The sequence below is a fragment of the Lachnospiraceae bacterium GAM79 genome (genome assembly GCA_020735665.1).
GTDB lineage: Bacteria > Bacillota > Clostridia > Lachnospirales > Lachnospiraceae > Coprococcus.
The window spans coordinates 2,887,970-2,910,740 of the sequence record CP085928.1 but is presented as its reverse complement, the minus strand read 5'-3'; the positions used below and the strand labels follow the sequence as shown (position 1 = coordinate 2,910,740).

Here is a 22,771-nt window from a genome sequence, read left to right as displayed (position 1 = left end):
ATTATTCCTCGTAAGGAAGAACTGCTCCATCGTAAGTTTCTTTGATGTAGTTCTTTACGTCGTCAGACTTTAATACGTCAACGAGTGCCTTGATTGCTTCGTTGTTTTCGTTGCCTTCCTTAACAGCGATAACGTTTACATAGGTCTTAGCTGCTTCTGAATCATTCTGCTCATATGCAAGAGCATCTTTTCCTACTGAGAAGCCTGCTGCAAGTGCATAGTTACCATTTAAAACGACATACGCTGTCTCGTTTACAACTCTGGCAACCTGTGCTGCCTCAAGTTCAACGATTTCTACATTGTGTGGGTTTTCTTCGATATCATTAACAGTTGCATTGATACCTGCGCCATCCTTTAACTTGATGATTCCGTTGTCCTGTAATAACAGAAGGGCTCTTGCTTCATTTGTTGTATCATTCGGAACTGCAATAGAATCACCGTCAGCGATCTCGTCTAAACTTTTCTTTGTACCCGGATAGATACCGAATGGCTCATAGTGGATCTTGCCGGCAACTACAAGGTGTGTACCTTTTTCTTCATTGAAGCTCTCAAGGTATGGAACATGCTGGAAGTAGTTTGCATCGAACTCGCCGCTTTCTACAACCTCATTTGGCTTTACATAATCATCAAATACTGTAACCTGAAGATCATATCCTTTTTCCTTTAATGCTGTCTTTGCATACTCGAGAATCTCAGCATGTGGTGTTGCAGATGCTGCAATCGTAATTGTCTTTGAATCTGTTTTGCTGTCTTTATCTTCTTTCTTGCCGCAGCCTGAAAGGGCTCCTGCTACTAATACGCCTGTTAATGTAAGTGCTAATAATTTCTTAAATGTCTTTTTCATGGAAGATTCCTCTCTTTCTTTATTTTTTCTTTTCATTTTTATATATTGGATGCCCGGTGTGCACTTTCCTGACATCTGTTTGTAAACCGCCAATAACGCTCCGGCACTGATCCGGCTGTCATGGTCAGGGTTTATCTGATTATGATTTTCTCCGGTCTAATCGGTTTGCGATCAGCATTCCGACTGACTGGAAGATCTGAACGATCACGATCAGTAAGATAACTGTCACGATCATGATATCTGTCTGGTATCTGTAATATCCATAGCGGACTGCGATATCACCAAGTCCACCACCTCCAACTGCACCTGCCATCGCAGAATAACCAAGGATGGTTCCGATCGCGATCGTTGCTCCGGTGATCAGCGATGTTCTTGCTTCTACAAGGAGCACACGAAGGATGATCCTCATCGTTCCCGCACCCATCGCACGGGCAGCCTCAACAACTCCGTTGTCAACTTCCTTCAAGGATGACTCTACCATTCTTGCGATAAACGGAATAGCTGCTACCGTAAGCGGTACGATCGTTGCTGTCGATCCGTAACTCTTACCAAGAAGAAATCTGGTAAATGGGATCAATAAGATCAACAGGATCAGGAATGGTACGCTTCGAACGATATTTGCGATAAAATCAAGAATTTTATACAAAACCGGATGCGGTTTCAGTCCGTCTTTATCGCTGATACAGAGGAGCACGCCCATCGGAAGTCCGAATACATATCCAAACAATGTAGAAACAACTGTCATATAAAGTGTCTCTAAGATACCATTTAAGATCATTTCTCTAATTTGTTCCGTCCACATGTTCCTCACCTCCATTCACATTGTCACTTAATTCTTCAAGCTCCAATCCCCGTTCTTTCAGGTACTTTTCCATCGCTGCAACATTTGTCGAACCCTTCGGAAGCTCAAGTATCATTTCACCCTTCGCCACTCCTCCGACATTCTTTGTCGCTGCTTTTAAGATATTGACCGGCTCCTTAAATGTCAGGATCATATTTGCAATTACCGGTTCAAATGCTGAATTCTCCGTGTATACAATTCGGATTCTGGTTCCATTCTTTATGCGGTCAGCCGTTTTTAACGTCTTCGGCTCTGTAGCATTTCCTTCATCCTTCTGTAACAGCTCTCTGGCTACTTCGGACTTTGGATGATTAAAGATATCAATCGTTCTACCATGCTCAACGACCTGACCATCCTTCATGATCGCTACCTGATTACAGATTTCTCGGACAACCGCCATCTGGTGAGTGATAACAACGATCGTGATTCCAAATCTCTGGTTAATGTCCTTTAACAATTCCAGAATCGATGATGTCGTCTGTGGATCAAGTGCACTGGTTGCCTCATCACAAAGCAGGATCTGCGGATCGGATGCAAGTGCTCTTGCAATCGCAACTCTCTGCTTCTGTCCACCGGACAACTGTGAAGGATATGCTTTTGCACGATCCCGCAAACCAACGATCTCTAACAGCTCATATGCCTTTTTTCTCGCCTCTGCCTTTGATTTTCCCTGAATGAACAGTGGAAAACATACATTATCAAGAACCGATTTCTGCATCAGCAGATTAAAATGCTGGAAGATCATACCGATATGTTCTCTCTGTTTACGAAGCTCTTTATCTGACAGACCACCAAGCTCCTTATCCTGTACCACGACCGTTCCCGATGTCGGTACTTCTATATGATTGATACATCGTACCAGGGTACTTTTTCCTGCACCGGACATTCCGATGATTCCATAAATGTCGCCAGCTTCAATATTCAGTGATACATCCTTTAAAGCATCGATCGTTCCGTCTTTGGTCTGAAACGTCTTCGACACATGCTCGATCTGAATAATTGCCATATTGTTCTCCCCTTTCAAGTTCTTTTCCTATTATAAATCAGACAGTCTTCTACTTTATCCATGTAATAGATACCATCCTGCCGCATAACAAAAGGCAGTCATCATATGCTTATGACAACTGCCCTTTGTTATATGATAAACAATACTATATATCTAACAAATCAGGTGTTCAAAGCATATGAAATAAACGCCATACAATCACGCATCATCCGGCAGCAACACATATTGTTCTTTGCAGTTGTCATGATTTTTTCTGAGCCCATATGCTTATCCTCCTTGTAAATTCTCTGTGATTTATTCTCAGGAACTTTTCATACTATGTTGATATGTTTTATCTATTTTGTTCCTTTCATGTTTCATGATTATAGCGTCCGTTTTTCCGGTTGTCAACCATTATATCCTATTTAAGTTATAGGATATATATTTGACTGGCTATAAGTTTTTCTTATAGCCAACAAATATGCAGTATGATTTATACTCCCAGCTCTTGTTGAATCAGTAGAAAACTACACTTGTCTTCTCTTGTTGCACGCAATGATGTTGACACATATTACGTTTTCAGTTAAACTATACAGATGTAAATACTATTGTTAGGAGGAAGATTGGTTTAACATTACATATTTACTTCCATGTTTTACTAATCTAAAGTTATTGCCGGTATAACTGCATGTCATTTCATTCATTATTAAATTCAATCATCGATTCACAATCCGTAACGAAAAATTCTCTGATCAATGAAACCGGGATCGACCGTTCAAGCTTCTATCAGATCTTGAGCGGCAAACGTATTCCCACAAAAGATCAGATTACAAGTATTATCCGCCAGCTTGATATATCTGCTGCCGATGAGATGGCTTTATATGATGCCTTTTATCTGGAACGGCTTGGTGAGACCAATTATCATTACCTGAAATTCACAGAGAAATGTCTGAGGGTGATCGGTTCTCCATATATAGATACCAATGCATCTAACAACCAGACACCTTCCCGCTCACAGGAATTACAAAATAAACTACCTGACAATCCGATTGATACAGATCAGTCACAGGCTGCCACAGAAACTATACTTTATCACTCCACGGATGAGATCATCTGTGGTCTGACTAAATTCTTAATACACGCCAGCAAAAAAGAAAACAATCATTTACAGGTATCACTTCCGTTCGATCTGTCATCACGGATCAAACTGTTTTCCAGCATTCAATCACTTATCACTTCTGGGAAATTTCAAAATGCAACAATTTCCCAGATACTGCATTTTCAAACAAAAAATCCGAATGACATCACTGAAAAACTGGACGGATTTGCCACGCTGTTAGAATCGATTCTTACAAAAGAACCCAACATCACCTATAACATTTACTATTATTCCAATGAACAAAAAGTCAGCAAGAACTCCGGTGTACTTTTCCCGTTCTATATCATAACGGATGATGCCAGTCTCCTGCTAAATGCCGATGCCAACAAAGGTTGTCTGTTGACCGATCCGAGCCTTATCGGATTAATGCGGGAAGAATTCGCTTCCGTATTTGACCATGCGAAACCATTTCTGTCCAGCTTCAGCCAGAAGGAGCTTCCACAGTTTCAGGCAAGATCCATTCCTGCAGAAGAAGTGATCTTTATCCAGAAGCATCCCGGTGCCTGCCTGATGGTGACCGATGATCTGGTTGAGAAATATGTTCCTGAAGAATTCAAGGAAACCCTAAAACAGCATTTTCATTTCATGCAGCAAATGAATGCCAGTGAAGGCATCACACTGGACGGCATCCGGGAATTTGCAAGAAATCATGTGATTTCCGAATCCGGATTCTATGTGGAAGCAAACACGTCAGATATTATCAATGCTCTGGAACAGTTAGAGGCACGGCTTGACAGGAACCTCTTTGTCCTTGATACCGAAAAAATTCCGGTATCGGATAACTGGGCATTTCTTTTATATCCAGATCAATATGCCCTGCTTGTTCCAAATAAAGAACTGGATTTTATTATCTGTGTATCTGATCCGGATATTATTCATGCTTTAACCTATACCTTTCACTCGGTAGATTTTGAAGATTATATTTTAGATAATACCCTTGTCAGAAATGAGATACAAAAGCTGATTTCTGAAAATGAAAATCGAGTGGCAGATTCAACTTTATAAATGCCACTTCTGGTTTTTTGTACATCAGCATGGTAATATTTAATTGTTTTTATTGTTACATCATTTGATGTTCACTTTATTCATATGAGGGGTAATTTATAGACAGGCGGCGGCTTCTTACAGGTCAAAGAAGCCGCCGTCTTTGTGATCTTACTATATTATCATAGTAGCATTACAGGATTTTATTTCTCTGTTTTGCGCTATTCTGTCATGTTCAAAATCCCTAGATCGTGCCTTTTACAACCAGAGTACTGACACCCGGATCCGCCGTCCATACACCGGTAGCCGGATTCTGTGTATAGGTTGCAGCCGGGACTGTGATCTGACCCGCAATCGTTGTAAACACTCCTGTTGTCTCATCATAGGTATAGTTTGTTGTCTCTGCCCATGCCGTTCCATTAAAGGATACTGCAAGGTTTGACAAAAGCGGATTAAAGGTATCCACTATCACCGCATCGGTTCCGATATCTGCCGGTGCACTTCCTGCATTCTGGATCAGGAAAGTATAGGTCAATGTTCCGTTTTCTGTTACAGGAACCGGACTTACAGACTTCGTGATTGTAAGGATCGGCGTACTCTCTGTACCGATCGTCTCTGTTACCGTGATCGGAGTAATGCCACCACCGGATACAACTGCTGTATTCGTGATCGTTCCTGCTGCATCCATCGGTGCAAATGCATTCACCTCTGTCTCATAAGCAACTGTGATATTGCCCCCTGCAGGAACTGTCAGCCCTGAAATTGCAAGTGATGGTTCTGCAACAACAACTGGTGTTGACTGAAGCACTCCATTTACATAATATTTCACACTATCAGCCATATAAGTGAGCGGAGTCAGTGTTTCTGTTCCAAATGTGTATGCGCCCAGATTATCTGTAACTGTCAGACCATTAAATGCAGTCGTACCGGAATTTACAATCGTTATAATATACGTTACGGTATCATTCTGACCATATGTCTTTCTGACTGCGGTCTTGCTTGCTGACAATACCTCCAGCAGTTCTCCGACTGCTATATTGGAATTTGCTATGGAATTACCATAGCGAAGCTGTGCCTGATTGGTAAACTGTGCCATAAATTGCTCTCTTCCTTTCTTATATTCAGGTATAGTACAATATATGACAGAATTATTATTTTGTTATTTTTATTAATTATCTTTCTCCCGGAGTTTTACGACCAACTCATAAACCTCAGGATGTTTTTCTTTCAAATGCTCATCCAGCAAATGTCTTCGTTCTTTAAACTTCTCCGCAAGCTCCGGATGTTCCTTTGCAATACGGTCATGGATCTCTCTACGATGCTCCTCGAAGCGTCTGGCAATCGTTTTCTCATCCTTACCTGATATATGAACGATCTCCTTCAGATGCTCTTCCAGATGCTCTAACCACTCATCCTCATCCATAGCTTCCATATGTGACCAGCTTCCATGCAAAAGCTCATCAACATCTCCGGTCTGTTTCAAATGCTCGATCTGAAGTCTGATCTGCTTCTCTATCTCATCTTCACTCTCCGCTCCAAACGCCCAGACAAATTCCTGAACCCTGTTATCTGCACGCTTTCTGGACGCACTTCTCGGCTGATTGTCTACATCACCCTCTAATGGATATGGTCGCTTAATTCCCATATCCTTTAAGGCAATATGTACTGTTCGTCTGACACAGCCTTCCTCAATCAGATAACCAAGTCCCAGCTTACGCAGCTGTTCATTCACATCTGCGATATGCTCTGTCATGTAGAAACGGATTCCCTTATCCTTTAACGACTGATATAACATGGCGATCCTGTCAGCCGCTGTTATATCGATACTGCCGATTCCACTGGCATCTATGATAACCGCCTTTGTCTCAGGCGTGATATGATCTTCAATATCTCTCTGGAGGATCTGTATATTCGCAAAGAACAGATTGCTGCTGAACCGATAGATCAGTACACCGGAGATTGCATGGATCTGGCTGCTCTCCTTCAGATCCCGGAAATGCTTGTGCCCCGGCTGGATTCCAAGGAAACATCTTGCAGGCTTGGCTGTCCGTATGATCATCTCTGTAAACGAAAGAAGAATGCCGATCAATACACCGTTGATCGTGCCAAGTAACAGCACACCAAAGAATGCCCCGAAAAAGATCAGGCATTCTGTACGGCTGACTTTAAAGAGTCTTGCCGCAAGATCAAATTCCGTTGCTCCAAGCAACGCTGATATTACAATAGCTGTAAGCACAGGAACCGGAAGATAACCGATAAATCCGGTTGCACAGACCAGAACAACGATCATGGAAAGACCTGCTATGATAGCGGTAAGCTGTGTCTTTGCCTGATACTGTTCTCCCATTGCCGTTCTTGATACCGAGCCATTGATCGGACAACAACCGGTAAATGCCGCAAGGAAATTCCCCATTGAAAATGCCAGAATCTCCTGGTTATCATTGATCCGGTAACCATTCTTCTGCGCAAAATTATTCTCCGCCAGAAGTGTCTCTGCCATTATAACGACTGCTACCGACAGGCTGATCGTTACAGCCTCACGGATCGATATCACACTAAAATCCGGAACCGCCCAGCGTGGGAGTCCGGTATCAACAGATGCAAGTGTCTGTACACCCCAGTCCTCTATAGGAAGCAGGTATGTCATGCCTGCACCGGCTATCATCAAAAGAACCGCCATCGGAAATTTCGGGATCAGCTTCTTACATACCAGCAATAGCACAAGAGCCGCAAGTCCCAGTACCACCGACTGCCAGTTGATATCTTTGGCTGTCTTTATAATATGTTCTGCCAGCTCAAAAAACTCTCCGGTTCCTGCCGATCCTCCCATCAGCTTCGGTACCTGCATTAGTATAATAGTCGTACAGATTCCGGTAATGAATCCGCCCATAACCGGTGCCGATATATAGTTGACCAGTTTCCCTGCTTTCATAATATAAAACGCCAGAAGCCACAATGCCACAAAGAAGGTCAGTACCGGAACAACCGCCATTGCCTCCTCTGATCCACTCTCTATATGAAGGCTTAACAATGCCGACCCAATAAGGGCTGCCGGAGCTGCATCCACTCCAAAAATAAACTGAGGCGATGTCGAGAACAGAGCAAATATCAAGATCGGAAATACCGAACCATACAGTCCATAGACCGCAGGAAGTCCGGCAATCTGCGCATATCCCATGGAGATCGGAATGGATACTGCCATGATAATAATACCTGCAAGAAGATCCTTTATGAAATTTTTCTTATCATAATGACGTAATGTAGCCGCTAATGTTATCTTCATCTCTGCCTCTTATATCTGTATATTATTATACTGCCATTATAAAAGAAAAGTGGAGCTATGCACAACCATTATCTTCGCCTTTCTTTTATTCAGCCCCCTGTTATCAACCATCTGATATATGACATATATCAATTTCACCATCCGCCGTCTATCTCCGGCCGGATCTCCGCCAAATCTTTCTTGCTTCCGCTTCCCTGATCAATTCATCTCTGAAATCAGGGTGTGCGATCGATACCAGAGCCTCTGCCCGCTCCCATGTTGAACGGCCTTCCAGATTCACAACCCCATATTCTGTTGCCAGAAAATAAACCTGACTTCTTGGAGAAGTAACGATATCTCCATTAAACTGTGGATGAATTCTTGAATGAACCACCCCTTTACTGTCCTTGTACACAGAACTCATGCAGATAAATGCTTTACCTCCCTTAGATGCAGATGCACCAACGAGGAAATCCAGCTGTCCACCGGTTCCGGATATCTGTCTGACACCTGCACTCTCCGCTGCCACCTGACCATACAGATCAACAGCAACACAGCTATTGATGGAAACCATGTTATCAATCTCACCGATCACCCCAGGACGATTCACGTACTCTAACGGATATGCCGCAACTCCCGGATTATCATCAATCCAATCATATAGGTTCTTGCTTCCGACCGCACAACCAAATACTCCTTTTCCGCGATCGATCTGCTTGTATTTGTTCGTGAGCTTTCCCGCCAGATACATTTTCAGATATGCATCACTGCAAAGCTCCGTATGCATACCAAGATCCTTCAGATCAGACTCCGCAATAATATCACCCAGTGCATTCGGCATACTTCCAATACCGATCTGCAGGGTTGCTCCATCCACGATATAAGGAATGATCAGTTCCGCAATCTTACGATCAACTGCAGTCGGCTCCGGCATCAGCATATCCGGATACGGTTCATGCTCTCCTTCCACGATATAATCAATATCCGAAATATGGATACACTCATCATAACCGCCGCGAACCTTCGGAAGATTCTCATTGATCTCTACGATCACGATATCTGCCGCACGCACGATTGGTGCTGCCACTCCGGTATTGACCGAATAATTAAAATATCCATGCCGATCCATCGGTGACACACTGAGCATAACTACATTTACCTTAAGAAAATACTCATAATATGCTGCATTATTATGAAATACCATCGGAATATAATAGCAGAGTCCACGATCACATAACGATCGCTCATATGCTGAACAATGCCAGCTGTGATAAGTAAAATGCTCCTGACTCTCATCACATTCTGCAACTGCGATCGGCCCTGAGATCAGATTACCACGGATCTTAACATCAAACAGCTCGTCTCTACGTTTCGCCAATGCACGATCCAGGATCTCCGGCTTTCCAAGTGAACAGGTATAATCCACCCAGTCACCATCTTTTACAACGGAAACCGCTTCCTCCGGTGTGCGGAGTTTTCGTCTGTATTCCTCTAAAAAATGTTCGTATGTCATACTGTTCCCTCCTTCGCTTATCCGTCCCTGACACAAATTATGCCTGTAAAACCTCCGACAGCTTCGTGTCTGACTGCAATACTTCTATCGCTTTCTTTTGGTACTGTTCTTCGTGAAGATAAGTATACCGGAATGGTTTTATAGCCGGTGCTTTTTCGATCGCACGGATGAAATCTTCCCGCTTCATGCCGACTGTCTTCACATAATCCCAGAATCCGGTATCTGTAAATACCGTATTGATCCGCTCATATCTGTGATCCTGAACAACACTCATCAGATATGTTGCAACTCCGACCTGAATACCATGAAGCTGCGGACGTTCCAACATCTGATCCAATGCATGTGATATCAGATGCTCACTTCCACTGGTCGGCGCACTGTCTCCTGCAATCTCATTTGCCACACCGCTCATGGCAAGAGAATCTAATAGTTCTTTGATAAACCGTTCATCGTGAATGTCTTTAAACGGTGTCCGCACAAAGCTGTTGACCGCCTTCTTCGATATCATCATCGCAAAGTCATTTACCGAACCATGTCCATGTGCTTCTTCAAAATTCCAGTCATAAAGTGCCGTGATCTTCGATACCATATCACCGATACCGGAAAACAGAAATGCCTCCGGTGCCCCCTTTATCACATCGATATCTGCAAAGATTCCATATGCGATCCCTGCCGGTACGGATTTGCGTCGTCCCTCCACGATCAGAGATGCGCTGGCACTGGAAAATCCATCACTGGATGCCGATGTCGGCACACTGATGAATGGCAGTTTTCTTAAGAAGCCACAATATTTGGCCGCATCAACCACCTTACCGCCTCCGATACCAAGCACTGCCTGTGCTGTATTCGGGAATGAAAATGCAAGCTGCACCAGATCGTCGATCCGAACGGTATCCATCTCCATATATTGGAGTACCTCAACACCGCTGTCTGACATACCCTCCATCACCGTATGTCCAAACATATCGATCAACCCATTGCCAAACAGGATCACAACCTTGTAGATTCCCTCATCTGCAAGATAACCCCCGATCCGTCTGAGCAGATCTTTCTCCACCTTTAATATCGATGGTATCTGTATCTCCCTGGTATCAATCTTCGCCATAATCGCCAACCTCCTATAGTCCTGTAATTTATTATACATTCTCTTATTCAAAATTTCTGCATTACTCTATATTTTGCACGATTCTATATTCAACATACCCTATTTTAACCCAAACTGCAACTTATTCCATTCAGGCCAACACTAACATAGAGCAGTGGAAATACAAATGAAAGTGCTCTGCGTAATAAATATATATATCCCCCTGCTCCGCAACTACGCCATCCTTCAACACAACGATCTTATCAACACCATCTACCGTACGCATTCTATGTGCAATGATAAATATCATAAAATGGTATCAATGCGATCCAAGCAGCAAGGATCGCAAGAACACAGGACGCACAGGTAAAATACTTATGTCCTCCTGCTATGCCCATGAGTCTGGACAATGCACTTTGTTTCTTTTCTTTCATAGTTAACCTCCTGTTACTAAAGTTAGCATTTACTAACCCATGTTTATTTTTATAGGACTGATGCATGTTGTATTTCATGCAGCAGTCCCTATTATCAGAACTTCATTCCGATCACCGCCTGCCAGCCCGCATAGTTAAATGCTCTGACATTTGCCATAAATTCTTTTGCCTCTTCATAGCTCTTATCATGTGTGATGAGTTCATACACATACTGCCATCCGTTCCTGCAATATACATGGATAAAAAAATCATCTATCGGATGTCCTCCATCCGAAAACTGCTTCACAAACTGTTTATAATAGTATTCTTCCTTTGCCGCAAGCCTGTCAAAATATGTCTCATATTCTGTTCCCGCCGAACAGCAGAAGATCAGTTTGAATTCTTCCTGATGTCTGTAAATATATTCCAGTACAAGATCCGTTCCTTCATCTCCGGCACCCTCCGCCTGGCTGATATCTGTCGCTTCTCCTGCTTTTTTTATGCTGTCAGAATAAATCGCCATTAACTCATCTGCGGCTTCTTTTACGATCGCTGTAAATAAGCCACTCTTGTCGCCAAATCTTGTATAGATTGAATTCGTGCTGACTCCACTATCTGCCGATATTCTCCGCAGGCTGGCATCATGGAATCCATATTGTAAGAATTCCTTTCTGGCACTGACAAGTAAATTTTCCGTTACACCTTCTGATTCTTTTCTCATAAACCACACCTTGATCAGTATTTGCATTTATATACAATATAAAATAACAGTGTTATTGTAACGCTGTTATTTTATAAAAGTCAAGATTATTTACACAATTTGTTCTACATTATTTTTCAAATAAGAGAACTACTACTATACCTGTTACCAATACCAGATTACCGTTTTCGGATCGTATACAGACATCCCATTCCTGATACTGCAAGCAGAATATAAAGCACAGCCAGATTCATATCATCTCCTGTCTTGGGTGATGCTGTCCTATCATCTTTTTTCACTTCTGTTGTATCTCCATCACCACTCTGTGTCGTGCTGCCTGTTCCATCTTCTGTACGGTCTGTTGTTGTGCCCTCTGAAGAATTTTCCGTCGTAACTTCTGTTGTCTCTCCGGTTGTGGTCTCTGTTTCCGGTTCTGTTGTTTCTTCTGTTGAAGCTTCTGTTACATCCCCGGTCGTATCCTCCGATGGATCCTCAGTCGTTGCTCCTGTCTGATCCTCTGTTGTCGTCTCAACCTTCTTATATGCGATTGCATAATTTGAAAATCCATCTGTCTGGAACATCACCATTTTAGTTGCCACATCAAAAGAAGCAGGAATAATCTCATAGGTTCCATCCTTTTTCTCATGAATAACTGCCAGCTCACTGTTTGCAGGTTCCCAGTCGGCTTCTATCTGAAGGGATACCTTTGCCGGTTTCTTCAATGTCTCTATATTATTTACCCACAAATTTGCTACTGTATTCTTATACAGGATCTGTGCCAGCTTGATATCAAAATACCCGGTGATGTGATAATCACCTGCTGCCTTTTTAAAAGCCTCAAGCTGTTGCTGTGTGAGAACTGCATCCTTGATCGTCAGTCTATTGTTTCCTGACGTGATCTCATTTTCTGCAAGCTGGATCAATGCTTTTTTCACTTTATCTGTCTTAAGCTCTACCTGATCTTCTGCCTTTGTAAATATGCCGCTGATATGTACATTTTCATCCGGCATTGTATATGAAAATGTAGATGCATCTGACAAAGGCGTTAAAGACTGACCATTTATCGTTATCGATCCAAGCTGATATCCATATTCCGGTACTGCCCGGAGAATAATTTCTGAACTCGGTATAACACTTGCCCATCCATAATTGGTGTCCTGCTTAACACCATCTAAACCAATCGATGTTCCGTCCGGATTTTTGATCTCAAGGATCTCAAGCGTTCCATTCTTTAACAGCTCATAATCTTTCAATCCATTATTACCTGTTTTATCTTTGGCCCATATAATAGTTCTTGGTATGATCGTCGGCTTCTTTGTAACTTCGATCACATATTCACTGGCAGGCGCAATCGTGAATTCCACTGTATCCTTCGTTCCTTCCGGCAATGTGATTGCCTTTCCATTTACTGTGACCGTCCCGATATCTCCATCTCCAAATGCCAGTTGGATCCTGAGCAGATTATAGATTTCACCGGACGCATATCCCTTGCCAGTTCCCTGTATCTGACTGCTCTCAGCTCCGATCTTCGCTGAATTCAGATAAATTTCCATTCCAAATCCATCATAGGTTCCCATGATCTGAATATCATCCGGGTAACCGGGGTTCGGAGGCGTTGATACTTTTTCTATTCTGAAATTCAGATTACCGCTAAAACGGTTTGTATCCAATTTTACATAAGGATTCGAGCTGATATCATACGATTCATCATTGATATATAACTGAAGTTTCACACTTGAGATTCCAAGCAGGTCATCTGGCGAGGAAACATCCAAAACGGTAGTTGCTTTCAGATAATATTCTTTATCTGACAGATCGATCTGCATGTTATTTCCATTGATCGGACAATTTGTGTAACTGTCCATAACAATATCTCTCGTACATAATGTCAGCCTTACTTTATAGGCATCATCAACAGCAAAGGTCGCTTTTCCATTTTCAATAGATGCCCCGATAAAATTCAATGTTGCCATGTTGGTTTCTGCAGCCCTTACCTGTGTGCTGGCAAATGGCAACCATATCATACTGATACACAGCCATAAACTTAGAAAAATCCCTAATTTTTTCCTCATAATTTTGTCCTCCATCTGCTTCCCTCCCCAGGGAAGTTATTTGCAGTCATTCTATCAAAAAGCACCTGATTCCACAAGCGTTTCAGACAAGAAAAATCATGAAAAAAGTCAGGAAAATAGCGAGTTTGAGGCGTTGCGGCAAACACCGGAACGCAGTGCTATATTTCCTGACTGATATAATTTTTATGTCCGTAATTTGTCTTAGAATTTCTTCTCCATACAAATGAAATGTTTGTCAAACAGATCACATTCCCCGACAGTTCTAAACCCGATCTTTGCATATGTCGAGAGTGCTACCACATGGCCTTCCCGAACCAAAATATGGATTCCTTTCATGCCCCTGTTCTTCAACACATCACCGGCATAATTCATCATCTGCTTTGCGATTCCCTGTCCCTGCATATCCTTTCTTACACAGAGTCTGGACAATTCTCCCGACGGTGCCTGATCCTCATGCCAGCAGGTGAGCGACTCCACGGCATCGTCATGGTCGATTGAGATCGTCGCAATGATCTCTCCCGCATCGTTCTTCATCACAAACAGGTCTTCATTCTTAAGGTCAAATGCGATCGTGTTCTCATCCGGGTATGTCTCGCTCCACTCACATGGTCCCCCGATCATCGCATGGTATAAAGCCAGCAGTTCATCTTTATCTTCTTCTGTTGCATTCATTATCTGCATGGTAAGTCCTCTCTTTTCTGTCTTTCTTCGTTTACTTATTCACTCTGCATCAAACAGGTCTTCCATTTCCTCTACGGCTTCATAGTATTTGTTCATCCACTCGCTCATCCGGTCAATTTGTTCTCTGTCCGCTTCCACCTGTTCAATATCCTCCGGCCATTCATCACCCTCATCTATGCCCTGTTGCAGGAGCCAGTTCTCCGCACACTCAAACCGGCACATTCTGCCATCGTCACTTTCGATTGTTACCAGCACCAGAAGCGGTTCCCCGGGCATCCGCTCCTCGCAGCCATAATCTGCTTCATCTATTCTGGTCACAGACCACATGTTATGCATCTCCTTTTTCTTTTGCAACTATAAATAAATTAATATTCATTATAACACAGGTCATCTCAAAACTGAAAACAGGTTCTACCAACATTTCATTGTCGGTAAAACCTGTTTAAATTTATTCTGTAGTATTCTTTATATTAACAGATATTTTTACTTGTTATGTTTCCTTTTCCTGTCCAAAGTTACCACAAGGTCAATGTTGGAAACCTAACCAACCTTCTAGATCTGCTGTGTGTCATATCCTACAAGAGCCAGATAATTAAGAGCCTCTGCACACTCTGATGCAGAGAATGCAGTTTCTGCACCCATCTTCTTTGCCAGTTTAGAAAGGGTATCCATTGTATTCACTGACTGACCGTTTACCTTTGACATAGAATCTTTTGTGATTCCCATTGTTGCCTGTACCTGTGACATGGAAGATTCAAAATTGGCAGCCGTAGTAACCGATGCGGTTCCAAGAGCAGTCACCCCTGCTGTAACGGGTAATAGTTTCTGTCCGGCAGAGGAAATGTTATCTCCTGTGGTCTTTAACTTTTCTCCGGCTGTGGCTATCTTCTGGACTGCCGTAGCTGACTGATTTGCCTGTGTTTCAAGGTTCTTCAAATCCTGCTCCGTCTCTACGGTTTCCCTTTGAAGGGCATCATACTGTTCCTGTGAGATTTCTCCATTGGCAAGTGCTGTATTTGCCTGTTCTGCTACCGTCTTTAAGGTTGCCAGTTTTTCTTTCGTTTCACCAACGGCCTCAGCAAGCAGTTTATGTTTTTGTGCCAGAAGTTCCGTATTGCCCGGATCCAGTTTCAGCAGTTTGTTAACATCCTTCAGCTTCGACTGGGTGGACTTGATCTGTCCATTCACACCTTTAAGGGCATTCTGTAATTTGGTTGTATCACCACCAATTTCTACGGTAATTCCTTGTATACGGCTTGCCATGAATTCTCACCTCCTCTCTCCTAAATTTTGACATAAAAATGCTCGGATTTCTCCGAGCAAGAAAAAGCACCAACCCACTTAAGGATTGATGCTCTCAACTAAATATCAATATTCTTTTCCTTCAAACTTGATCTTACTTTATCTGCATTTGCATAGCCAAAAAACTGATTCGCATAATCTAGTAACAATGAATTCAAAAAGATAACATCTCTTTTTACTAACTGTTTAATTTTATATTGATACACCATCGCACCAGATTTTAAAAATTTATTTGTAGGTGGTTCTATCGTATCTTCACTCCCAAATCCCAAACACGCAGATAAAGTTGGGGCATGTGGCGGATATATTATCCTTGTACCTGAACCCTTTAAGTGCTGTTTATATGCAGGACTCATTGTAATTATTGCCATATTCCTTGATAAAGGAAATATACCATAATCTTGCGGTGATACCATTTGAAGCAACATAGCATCTTCAATCCGACCACTTTGCATTAGTGCGTTCATCTTTCTTACACCAATAGGTCCCATATATGCAGCCCATCCTCTATCAGTAATAATTAAATCCTCTTTACTATTGTTTGTTCTTACAAATACATTATACGAAAAAACAACATCTTTCACATAATTAAAAAGATTCATGTTCTCGCCTTTATTTGCTATCCTAACCAACTCTTCCTTATTTTGACATTCTAAAATCTTATTCATGTTTTCGTAGAAATCACCACTGAATATATCCTTAAATGGGTCATTCTCAAAAATAAATCCATCTCTTTTTAAGGTCTTATACCAGAGATTATGCTCCATATTTTCATCCTTAACTCTTAAAGTCGTAATAATTAAATACTTCTTTATTGTTAATAAGTCCTCTGATGTTAAAGCAATATTGTAGTTTTCTTTAAGAATTTTGTTGTTCAATATATTAGCAAACTGAACCTCTATCTTGTGACATAAGTCTTTCTCAATATTCTCAGGATAATACCCTTTTTCGGAAAATACTGATTTGGTACTCTTGGACTCTATATTCCCTGAATTCAAATCATAATACTGGATTTTTTCGTCTTCACAAAAATGTCTCAAAATGAGTTGAGGAATAAAATGGCTATTAACCATATAATCACCTCTTTACTGATTTGAGTATAACATATTATTAATAATTATTACCATTAAAACTTGTCGAAATCTTCCTGCGTTGCTAGTTCTGCATATTTGCAATCATCGTTTCTGCTCTCTGCATACATATCATTGATAAGACCTATCGACAGCATATCAAGATCTGCCATCGATAAGCCTAACTGCACACATCGAAGCAGAAACAATGGGGTTGTCATTTCACGCTCAGTTGGGCGAACTTTTTTTAGATTCAACATCCGTTTTTACATTCAGTCCCCAGAGTTCAATCAGCTGTGGAAGAACCTGGTAAATAGAGAATCTAAAATTTTATTAAACCGACTAAAGACTCCATAGTTTGTGTGTTTGACTTACTGTTTATATCTATCTTCTCCTAAATATTTTTCTAGTCATTGCAATATAAAATTGCTTATACAGTCTCTCCCTTAAGAGTCCTGGTATTCTGGATAATATACAGAGCGACCGATATGACCATCATTATAGCGCACAAACCAATCAATAGATCTGATACCATCGGTGTAATGTGGAACCATATAATATGCACCGCTGCAGTTCCATATAATAAAAAGGTTACTATCTTTCCATGCCAGTCTGCACCATATACTTTTCCTGTCTTTCGTATCACAAGACATCCACTGACTACCATATACAACTCTTTACCTGCCATTATTACGATTAAAAGAAGCACATGCGGAAAACGAGTAAACAGACAGATTAACATCGCTGCCTGTGTCAGCTTATCAGCCACCGGATCAAGTATTTTTCCTAAATTACTAATCCTATGGAATCTTCTTGCGATATATCCATCAGCAAGATCCGTAAGACCAGACAGCAATAAGATTTCACCAGCTAACAGAGGATTTTTCTTTACACAATAACTCCATATAATTACCGGAATCAGACAAAGCCGAAAAAAAGAAAGAAGATTAGGAACCGTAATAATTCTATTCAAATTTTCTTCCTGATTCACTTCACTCTGCATGTACGGTCACCTCACTTTCCTTTTTTTTAGACATAAACCAATAAAATATAACACAAAATGCTAAAGCAAACACAACACCAAAAACATTTTGAATCACTCTAAGACTAACCGCTCCTTGTAGTCCATAAGTCTCTGCAGCAATGGCTAAAGCACCAAATGTGTTAAATACTGCCTGCCAGCCATATTGTGCTGAAAATCCTACACCGATTCCACCAAGAATTCCTATATATGCATAGATTGACGAAGGAAGCAGAAAATATAATACTGTAAAACATATAACACCTGCAATATTTCCGACAATCCTTTTACGGACTCTGTAGTGCATATCTTCCATAAACGGCAAAATCACGGACATGGCCGCAATACCAGCCCACATTGCACGTGGCATATTACAAAGTTCTGCAATGCAAAGGACAATCGGTACGCATAAAATCTGACATATCTGCCATTTTGTTCTGGAAGAAGTGATATCAAATTCTTGTATCAGATCTTTCAGATTTCTTTTATAAGTTCTGTTTTTATGATTTCGATAAAATACGAAGCAGGTAAGTGCTGCACCTAAAGCCATTCCGACTAATCGCATCTGATAGCTTTTTCCCGTAACATCATAACCATATAGCAGCAGATACCCAAGAACCAATGTAGATTGATTAAACATGAGTGGATTATGGCATCCGAACAGAATCAACACAGCCAGTGCCGCAATATTTAACAGCATTCCCAATACCGGTGAAAACTGATTTGCTAAATGCGGACATACAGTCATAATTACAAAGAACAAAGCCAAAAGCATCGTAGATTGTCCGGTGTGGATCCCCAGATCCGCATTTCTAAACACCATGAGACATAATAAGACTACTACACCTACAATGCTGTTCTCATTTCCAAATAGGATGCTGAACATACTAACAAAGAAAAAACAAAATGCCATTGTAACAGCTATCTTCACCAGATATACCCACATATGATATAATTTTTCTTTTAGTGTTTCACTCTCTTTCAACAGTTTTTTAGAACCTGCCTGATTTAACTGCAACTCCTGATAAAATGTCATATAAATCCTCCTATCTTCTAATTTATCTTAAAACTATATAATCTCATCTTTCTGCTTTGGCAGCTCTATAACAAATCTGCATCCACCATATTCACGGTTTTCTGCTTTGATTGTTCCTCCGGCACTATCTACAATCCGTTTTACAAGTGCAAGACCTAGGCCATTTCCTTCTGCTTTATGAGATCCATCTACCTGATAGAACTTGTCAAATATTCTGGATTTTACATCATCCTCTATTCCTGGTCCTTCATCTTCCAGAATGAACTTAACAGAATCCTGTTCTTGTTTCAGAAACATCGTAATTGTCCCCTTTGAAGGGCTGAACTTAATCGCATTATCTAAAAGATTTATCCAGATATGCATAAAAAGTCCTTCATTCCCAGTATATTTAACTTCCTCCAATTCTACCTGAAAACCAATTTCTTTTTCTGTCCATTTTGTTTCCAATGAAAGAAATGCCTGGCGGATCTGTTCATCCAGACGATATTCCGTTTTTTTCATTGGTATATTCTGATTCTCTAACTTGGATAACAGCAAAATATTACCAACCAATCCGGAAAGCCTTTGGGTGTTAAATAAGATTTTTTCTACATATTCCTCTTGATCCGGAGACAGTTCTTCTCCCTGAAGCAGCATTGTATATCCTTCAATGGCATTAATCGGGGTCTTAAACTCATGAGAAACATTAGATACAAAATCCATCTGCAGCACCTCTGTTGCACGAAGTTCTTTTGTCATAACGTTAAAACTTTGATAAGATTCTCCAACTTCTGCTATACGGCTGTTCGTTTCCAAATGCTGTTCAAAATCTCCCTGAGAAACTTCCTTCATTGCTTTACTAAGTCTGGTAATTGGTTCCAGTAACTTTGCATTGATAAAGGAAGTGATCAGCCCTGCAATCAATGTATTGAAAATCAAAAGCCAGCCAAGCACAGGTATGCTGCCCGGCAGATTAAAAAAATGATTCAAAAAAGCAAATAATAAAGCAGATATGACTGTTGAAAATACAAGTGCAAGCCAGATTGCACCAGTCAGACAGGATCGGATCCGCAATCCTTTTTTTTTCTTTTGTTCCATTATTTTTTCACCACCTTGTATCCAATTCCACGCATTGTTACGATTTCAAAATCTGGGTTATCTTTAAAACGCTCTCTGAGTCTTCCTATATGTACCTCTATTGTATGTGGGTCTGCCTCCGTCTCGTATCCCCATACTTCATCCATCAACTGTTGTTTTGTAAATGTTCTGCCTGGCGAAGCTGCAAGCTTATATAAAAGCAGGAATTGTTTTTTAGGTAAAACAAGACTTTCCTTATCAGTTGTAACCGTCATTGCATCATAATCAAACTCTGTTGAACCGATCACAATTTTGTGTTCATTCAATATCTGTGCACGGCGAAGCAGTGCTCCGACTCTTAAAACCATTTCATTCACATTTACCGGTTTTACCATATAATCATCACTTCCCGAAAAAAATCCCTGACGCATATCATCAAAGGAACCTTTCGCAGTGATCATAAGCACTGGTATCTGATATCCTGCTGAACGAAGTTCTGACACCAGTTCATAGCCATCCATAACCGGCATCATAATATCAGAAATGATCAGATCAATATATTCCTTATCCAATACTTCTAATGCCTGTGCTCCATCCGATGCACTTTTGACTTGATATCCATTCTTCTCAAGCACTTTTTGGAATAGCTGGCTTAATTCTTTATCATCTTCTACAATCAATATTTGAAACACGTTTTCCTTCCTCCTTATTAAAACAGATACCTTGCCCATCCAAGCAGATGCTGTACCAAAAATATTTTTCTCTGACGTTTCTTTGTTAATTCGATTGGCTCTACATGATATGGATCATTATAAGTTCCGCCTTCTAATATCTGGCGGGACACTTTTTCATATTCCATCATGCCCTCTTCCAACTGTTTATTAATATCTTTACTGCGTATTACAAGCATCAGTTCCGTATCCAGATATACACTTCTCATGTCCATATTAAAGGAACCGATTACAGACAGATCATCGTCAATCAGAATACTTTTTCCGTGGTATGAATAACCGCCTTCATATTCCCAGATATTAATTCCTGTACTTAAGATTCTATTTCTGTTTTTCGCATAATCGGCAGACCCAAATGGATTCCTATTATTCGCAACTGAATTTGTCATGATAGAAAAATCTGAAACGTTCTCTGCAATCTCCTCCCATGTATTATACATCATATCATTACAGATAATATATGGCGTGTGGATCTTCACACGATTTTTTGCATTTTTCATCAATTCTCCCAACTGATACCACACTACTGGTTCTTTGGAACCTGTGTGAATAGGATTTGACACTAATGTAATCTTTTCTGTCTCAAAAGTTTCGTCCGTATAATCGGTCTCGCAGATTCTTTCCTTATTCTCCTCAAAATATTTCTGATAGCTGTTCTGCAGCTCTAAAACTGCGTTCTTTACAGATTTTCTATTTGCCAGTTTTTTATTGTTATGAAAATAACCACTGTCTTCCTGATTCCATATGGTTTCAAAATACTCTGACAACTGGTTAACTGAATTTTCTTTCTCAGGTTCATCGCAAACCACTAACACGTCTCTGTCATAGTTCTTATGTCCCGGAAAATCACCCAGGAAATAATTGTGTATATTTCTTCCCCCAAGAATATATCTCTTTCCATCTGCAATCAAATATTTATCATGCATTCTACCCATCATTTTCCACGGTTTCAACGGATTGGCCTTATTATACAGTTTAATTTCAACATTCTCATGGGAAGATAATCCATAGAAATACGGATTTCCTTCCATATCAATCCAGCTCTCCATTCCATCTACTAACAGACGAATATGTACACCTCTGTCTGCCGCATCATGCAGTGCTCCTAAAATCAATTTTCCACTTTCATCGGATTGAAATGCAAAAGTAGAAAGAATAATTTCCTTTTTTGCATTCTTAATCAAACGCACTCTTTGTAAAAGCGCTTCTGGATTCTTTTCTATGATTACTGCCCGTTCTGTATTTTCACTGCATTCGTTCCATGACCCATTTATTGTTTCTTTTTTGGTTGTATTGGACACTTCCGGCTGCTTTTTATATGCAACGCAGATTCCGAGCAATTCATAAAAAACCACACATAAAAAAATTGCCAGTATAACAAGAAGGATTTTACATATTTTATGCTTTATCATTGTACATCACCTGATTCCTTTTTATTTCATACTTATACAATACAAAGTCAATCTCAATTTAACCTCAACAAAATTTATTTTTCATGCGTCATTTCATCTGTTATGATTAGATATGGCGTCATAAACCAACAATATTTTTCAGCTTTATTTATCATACTGATATAAACTTCTTCTCCTACTTGTATAAACTTCAGGATAAAGTTCCCGAAGGTTAATTTTCTTCATTATGTACCTCCATTTCGATTCACGGATGATTGACGGGTGAATCGAATGGAGGCGGAGACCGACACCGGCAGGCAACCGGGTCACCTCCGAAAAAATGGCAACAAAAAACGCCAGATTTCCGTGAGGGAAAACTGGCGCGCCAAGAACAGCCATTATTATACTGAATTACATGGAACGATAATGCCGATGCAATGTTATACTTGCCCGGAGGAGGAGGGCGGCAGAAATGTTTGGTTTCAACCGCCGCGACATCTCAAGCGCAAATCATCGCTGTTAAATAGCAACGGTTTTGTGTTTGGAGTGCTTATTCCTAAAAATCAAAAAATGATTAGGGCAATCCGAAACTCAATCGTCTATTTTTCATAGAGAACACTGGCCGT

At 40.8% G+C, this 22,771-nt stretch carries 21 protein-coding genes and 2 pseudogenes; 2 read left to right on the top strand and 21 right to left on the bottom strand.

What is annotated here, in order from left to right; translation table 11 throughout:
* Nucleotide 1: 1 nt before the first annotated feature.
* The 3 genes from LK416_13000 to LK416_12990 form a co-directional block, all read right to left on the bottom strand.
* Nucleotides 2-844, bottom strand: a complete 843-nt coding sequence (locus tag LK416_13000; protein UEA74555.1) for a MetQ/NlpA family ABC transporter substrate-binding protein — start codon at nt 842-844, stop codon at nt 2-4.
* Between the two features lie 139 nt (nt 845-983).
* The gene (locus LK416_12995) at nt 984-1,646 is read right to left on the bottom strand and encodes an ABC transporter permease (GenBank protein ID UEA74554.1); all 663 of its coding nucleotides are present in this window, start codon (nt 1,644-1,646) and stop codon (nt 984-986) included.
* Nucleotides 1,627-2,691 carry an ATP-binding cassette domain-containing protein gene (locus LK416_12990; protein UEA74553.1) on the bottom strand — a complete coding sequence of 355 codons (1,065 nt, stop codon included), beginning with the start codon at nt 2,689-2,691 and terminating at the stop codon, nt 1,627-1,629. Before LK416_12990 ends, LK416_12995 begins: the two co-directional genes overlap by 20 nt.
* Nucleotides 2,692-3,358: 667 nt before the next feature.
* On the opposite strand from LK416_12990, the gene LK416_12985 reads away from it, so the two are divergent.
* Complete coding sequence (locus LK416_12985; GenBank protein UEA74552.1) at nt 3,359-4,834, top strand: hypothetical protein; 1,476 nt, start codon at nt 3,359-3,361, stop codon at nt 4,832-4,834.
* A gap of 223 nt (nt 4,835-5,057) precedes the next feature.
* Here the strand turns inward: LK416_12985 and LK416_12980 are convergent, their stop codons facing one another.
* The 18 genes and pseudogenes from LK416_12980 to LK416_12895 all read right to left on the bottom strand — a co-directional run bounded on the left by LK416_12980 (nt 5,058) and on the right by LK416_12895 (nt 22,166).
* Nucleotides 5,058-5,909 (bottom strand): hypothetical protein, encoded by an 852-nt coding sequence (locus LK416_12980; protein UEA74551.1) that lies wholly within the window; start codon nt 5,907-5,909, stop codon nt 5,058-5,060.
* Nucleotides 5,910-5,981: 72 nt separating this feature from the next.
* Nucleotides 5,982-8,096: an STAS domain-containing protein gene (locus LK416_12975; GenBank protein UEA74550.1), complete on the bottom strand. Its 2,115-nt coding sequence runs from the start codon at nt 8,094-8,096 to the stop codon at nt 5,982-5,984.
* 148 nt (nt 8,097-8,244) lie between these two features.
* Complete coding sequence (locus LK416_12970) at nt 8,245-9,588, bottom strand: butyryl-CoA:acetate CoA-transferase (protein ID UEA74549.1); 1,344 nt, start codon at nt 9,586-9,588, stop codon at nt 8,245-8,247.
* Between the two features lie 37 nt (nt 9,589-9,625).
* The gene (locus LK416_12965; protein ID UEA75923.1) at nt 9,626-10,684 is read right to left on the bottom strand and encodes an iron-containing alcohol dehydrogenase family protein; all 1,059 of its coding nucleotides are present in this window, start codon (nt 10,682-10,684) and stop codon (nt 9,626-9,628) included.
* 208 nt (nt 10,685-10,892) lie between these two features.
* Nucleotides 10,893-10,979: pseudogene (locus LK416_12960) on the bottom strand (ABC transporter).
* The gene (locus tag LK416_12955; protein UEA74548.1) at nt 10,960-11,106 is read right to left on the bottom strand and encodes a hypothetical protein; all 147 of its coding nucleotides are present in this window, start codon (nt 11,104-11,106) and stop codon (nt 10,960-10,962) included. The pseudogene LK416_12960 and the gene LK416_12955 overlap by 20 nt, the downstream one beginning before the upstream one ends.
* A gap of 94 nt (nt 11,107-11,200) precedes the next feature.
* Nucleotides 11,201-11,806: a TetR/AcrR family transcriptional regulator gene (locus LK416_12950; GenBank protein UEA74547.1), complete on the bottom strand. Its 606-nt coding sequence runs from the start codon at nt 11,804-11,806 to the stop codon at nt 11,201-11,203.
* A 158-nt stretch (nt 11,807-11,964) separates the two neighbouring features.
* The gene (locus LK416_12945; protein UEA74546.1) at nt 11,965-13,857 is read right to left on the bottom strand and encodes a hypothetical protein; all 1,893 of its coding nucleotides are present in this window, start codon (nt 13,855-13,857) and stop codon (nt 11,965-11,967) included.
* A gap of 201 nt (nt 13,858-14,058) precedes the next feature.
* Nucleotides 14,059-14,538: a GNAT family N-acetyltransferase gene (locus tag LK416_12940; protein ID UEA74545.1), complete on the bottom strand. Its 480-nt coding sequence runs from the start codon at nt 14,536-14,538 to the stop codon at nt 14,059-14,061.
* 39 nt (nt 14,539-14,577) lie between these two features.
* Nucleotides 14,578-14,865 (bottom strand): hypothetical protein, encoded by a 288-nt coding sequence (locus LK416_12935; GenBank protein ID UEA74544.1) that lies wholly within the window; start codon nt 14,863-14,865, stop codon nt 14,578-14,580.
* A gap of 231 nt (nt 14,866-15,096) precedes the next feature.
* Nucleotides 15,097-15,801 (bottom strand): annotated as a pseudogene (locus LK416_12930) (phage tail tape measure protein).
* A 98-nt stretch (nt 15,802-15,899) separates the two neighbouring features.
* Nucleotides 15,900-16,913 carry a DUF4238 domain-containing protein gene (locus tag LK416_12925; GenBank protein ID UEA74543.1) on the bottom strand — a complete coding sequence of 338 codons (1,014 nt, stop codon included), beginning with the start codon at nt 16,911-16,913 and terminating at the stop codon, nt 15,900-15,902.
* Between the two features lie 53 nt (nt 16,914-16,966).
* Nucleotides 16,967-17,170, bottom strand: coding sequence for a hypothetical protein (locus LK416_12920; GenBank protein UEA75937.1), 204 nt, complete (start codon nt 17,168-17,170; stop codon nt 16,967-16,969).
* A 170-nt stretch (nt 17,171-17,340) separates the two neighbouring features.
* Nucleotides 17,341-17,913 (bottom strand): CDP-alcohol phosphatidyltransferase family protein, encoded by a 573-nt coding sequence (locus LK416_12915; GenBank protein ID UEA74542.1) that lies wholly within the window; start codon nt 17,911-17,913, stop codon nt 17,341-17,343.
* Nucleotides 17,903-18,967 carry an FUSC family protein gene (locus LK416_12910; GenBank protein UEA74541.1) on the bottom strand — a complete coding sequence of 355 codons (1,065 nt, stop codon included), beginning with the start codon at nt 18,965-18,967 and terminating at the stop codon, nt 17,903-17,905. Before LK416_12910 ends, LK416_12915 begins: the two co-directional genes overlap by 11 nt.
* A 33-nt stretch (nt 18,968-19,000) precedes the next feature.
* On the bottom strand, nt 19,001-20,044 hold the full coding sequence (locus LK416_12905; GenBank protein ID UEA74540.1) for a HAMP domain-containing histidine kinase: 1,044 nt from the start codon (nt 20,042-20,044) through the stop codon (nt 19,001-19,003).
* Nucleotides 20,044-20,754, bottom strand: coding sequence for a response regulator transcription factor (locus LK416_12900; GenBank protein UEA74539.1), 711 nt, complete (start codon nt 20,752-20,754; stop codon nt 20,044-20,046). The genes LK416_12905 and LK416_12900 overlap by 1 nt, the downstream gene beginning before the upstream one ends.
* A complete protein-coding gene (locus LK416_12895; protein UEA74538.1) occupies nt 20,733-22,166 on the bottom strand; it encodes a phospholipase D family protein in 1,434 nt (477 codons plus the stop codon). Before LK416_12895 ends, LK416_12900 begins: the two co-directional genes overlap by 22 nt.
* 270 nt (nt 22,167-22,436) lie before the next feature.
* Between LK416_12895 and LK416_12890 the strand changes: the two genes are divergently transcribed.
* Nucleotides 22,437-22,757 carry a hypothetical protein gene (locus tag LK416_12890; protein ID UEA74537.1) on the top strand — a complete coding sequence of 107 codons (321 nt, stop codon included), beginning with the start codon at nt 22,437-22,439 and terminating at the stop codon, nt 22,755-22,757.
* The last annotated feature ends 14 nt before the right edge of the window (nt 22,758-22,771 follow it).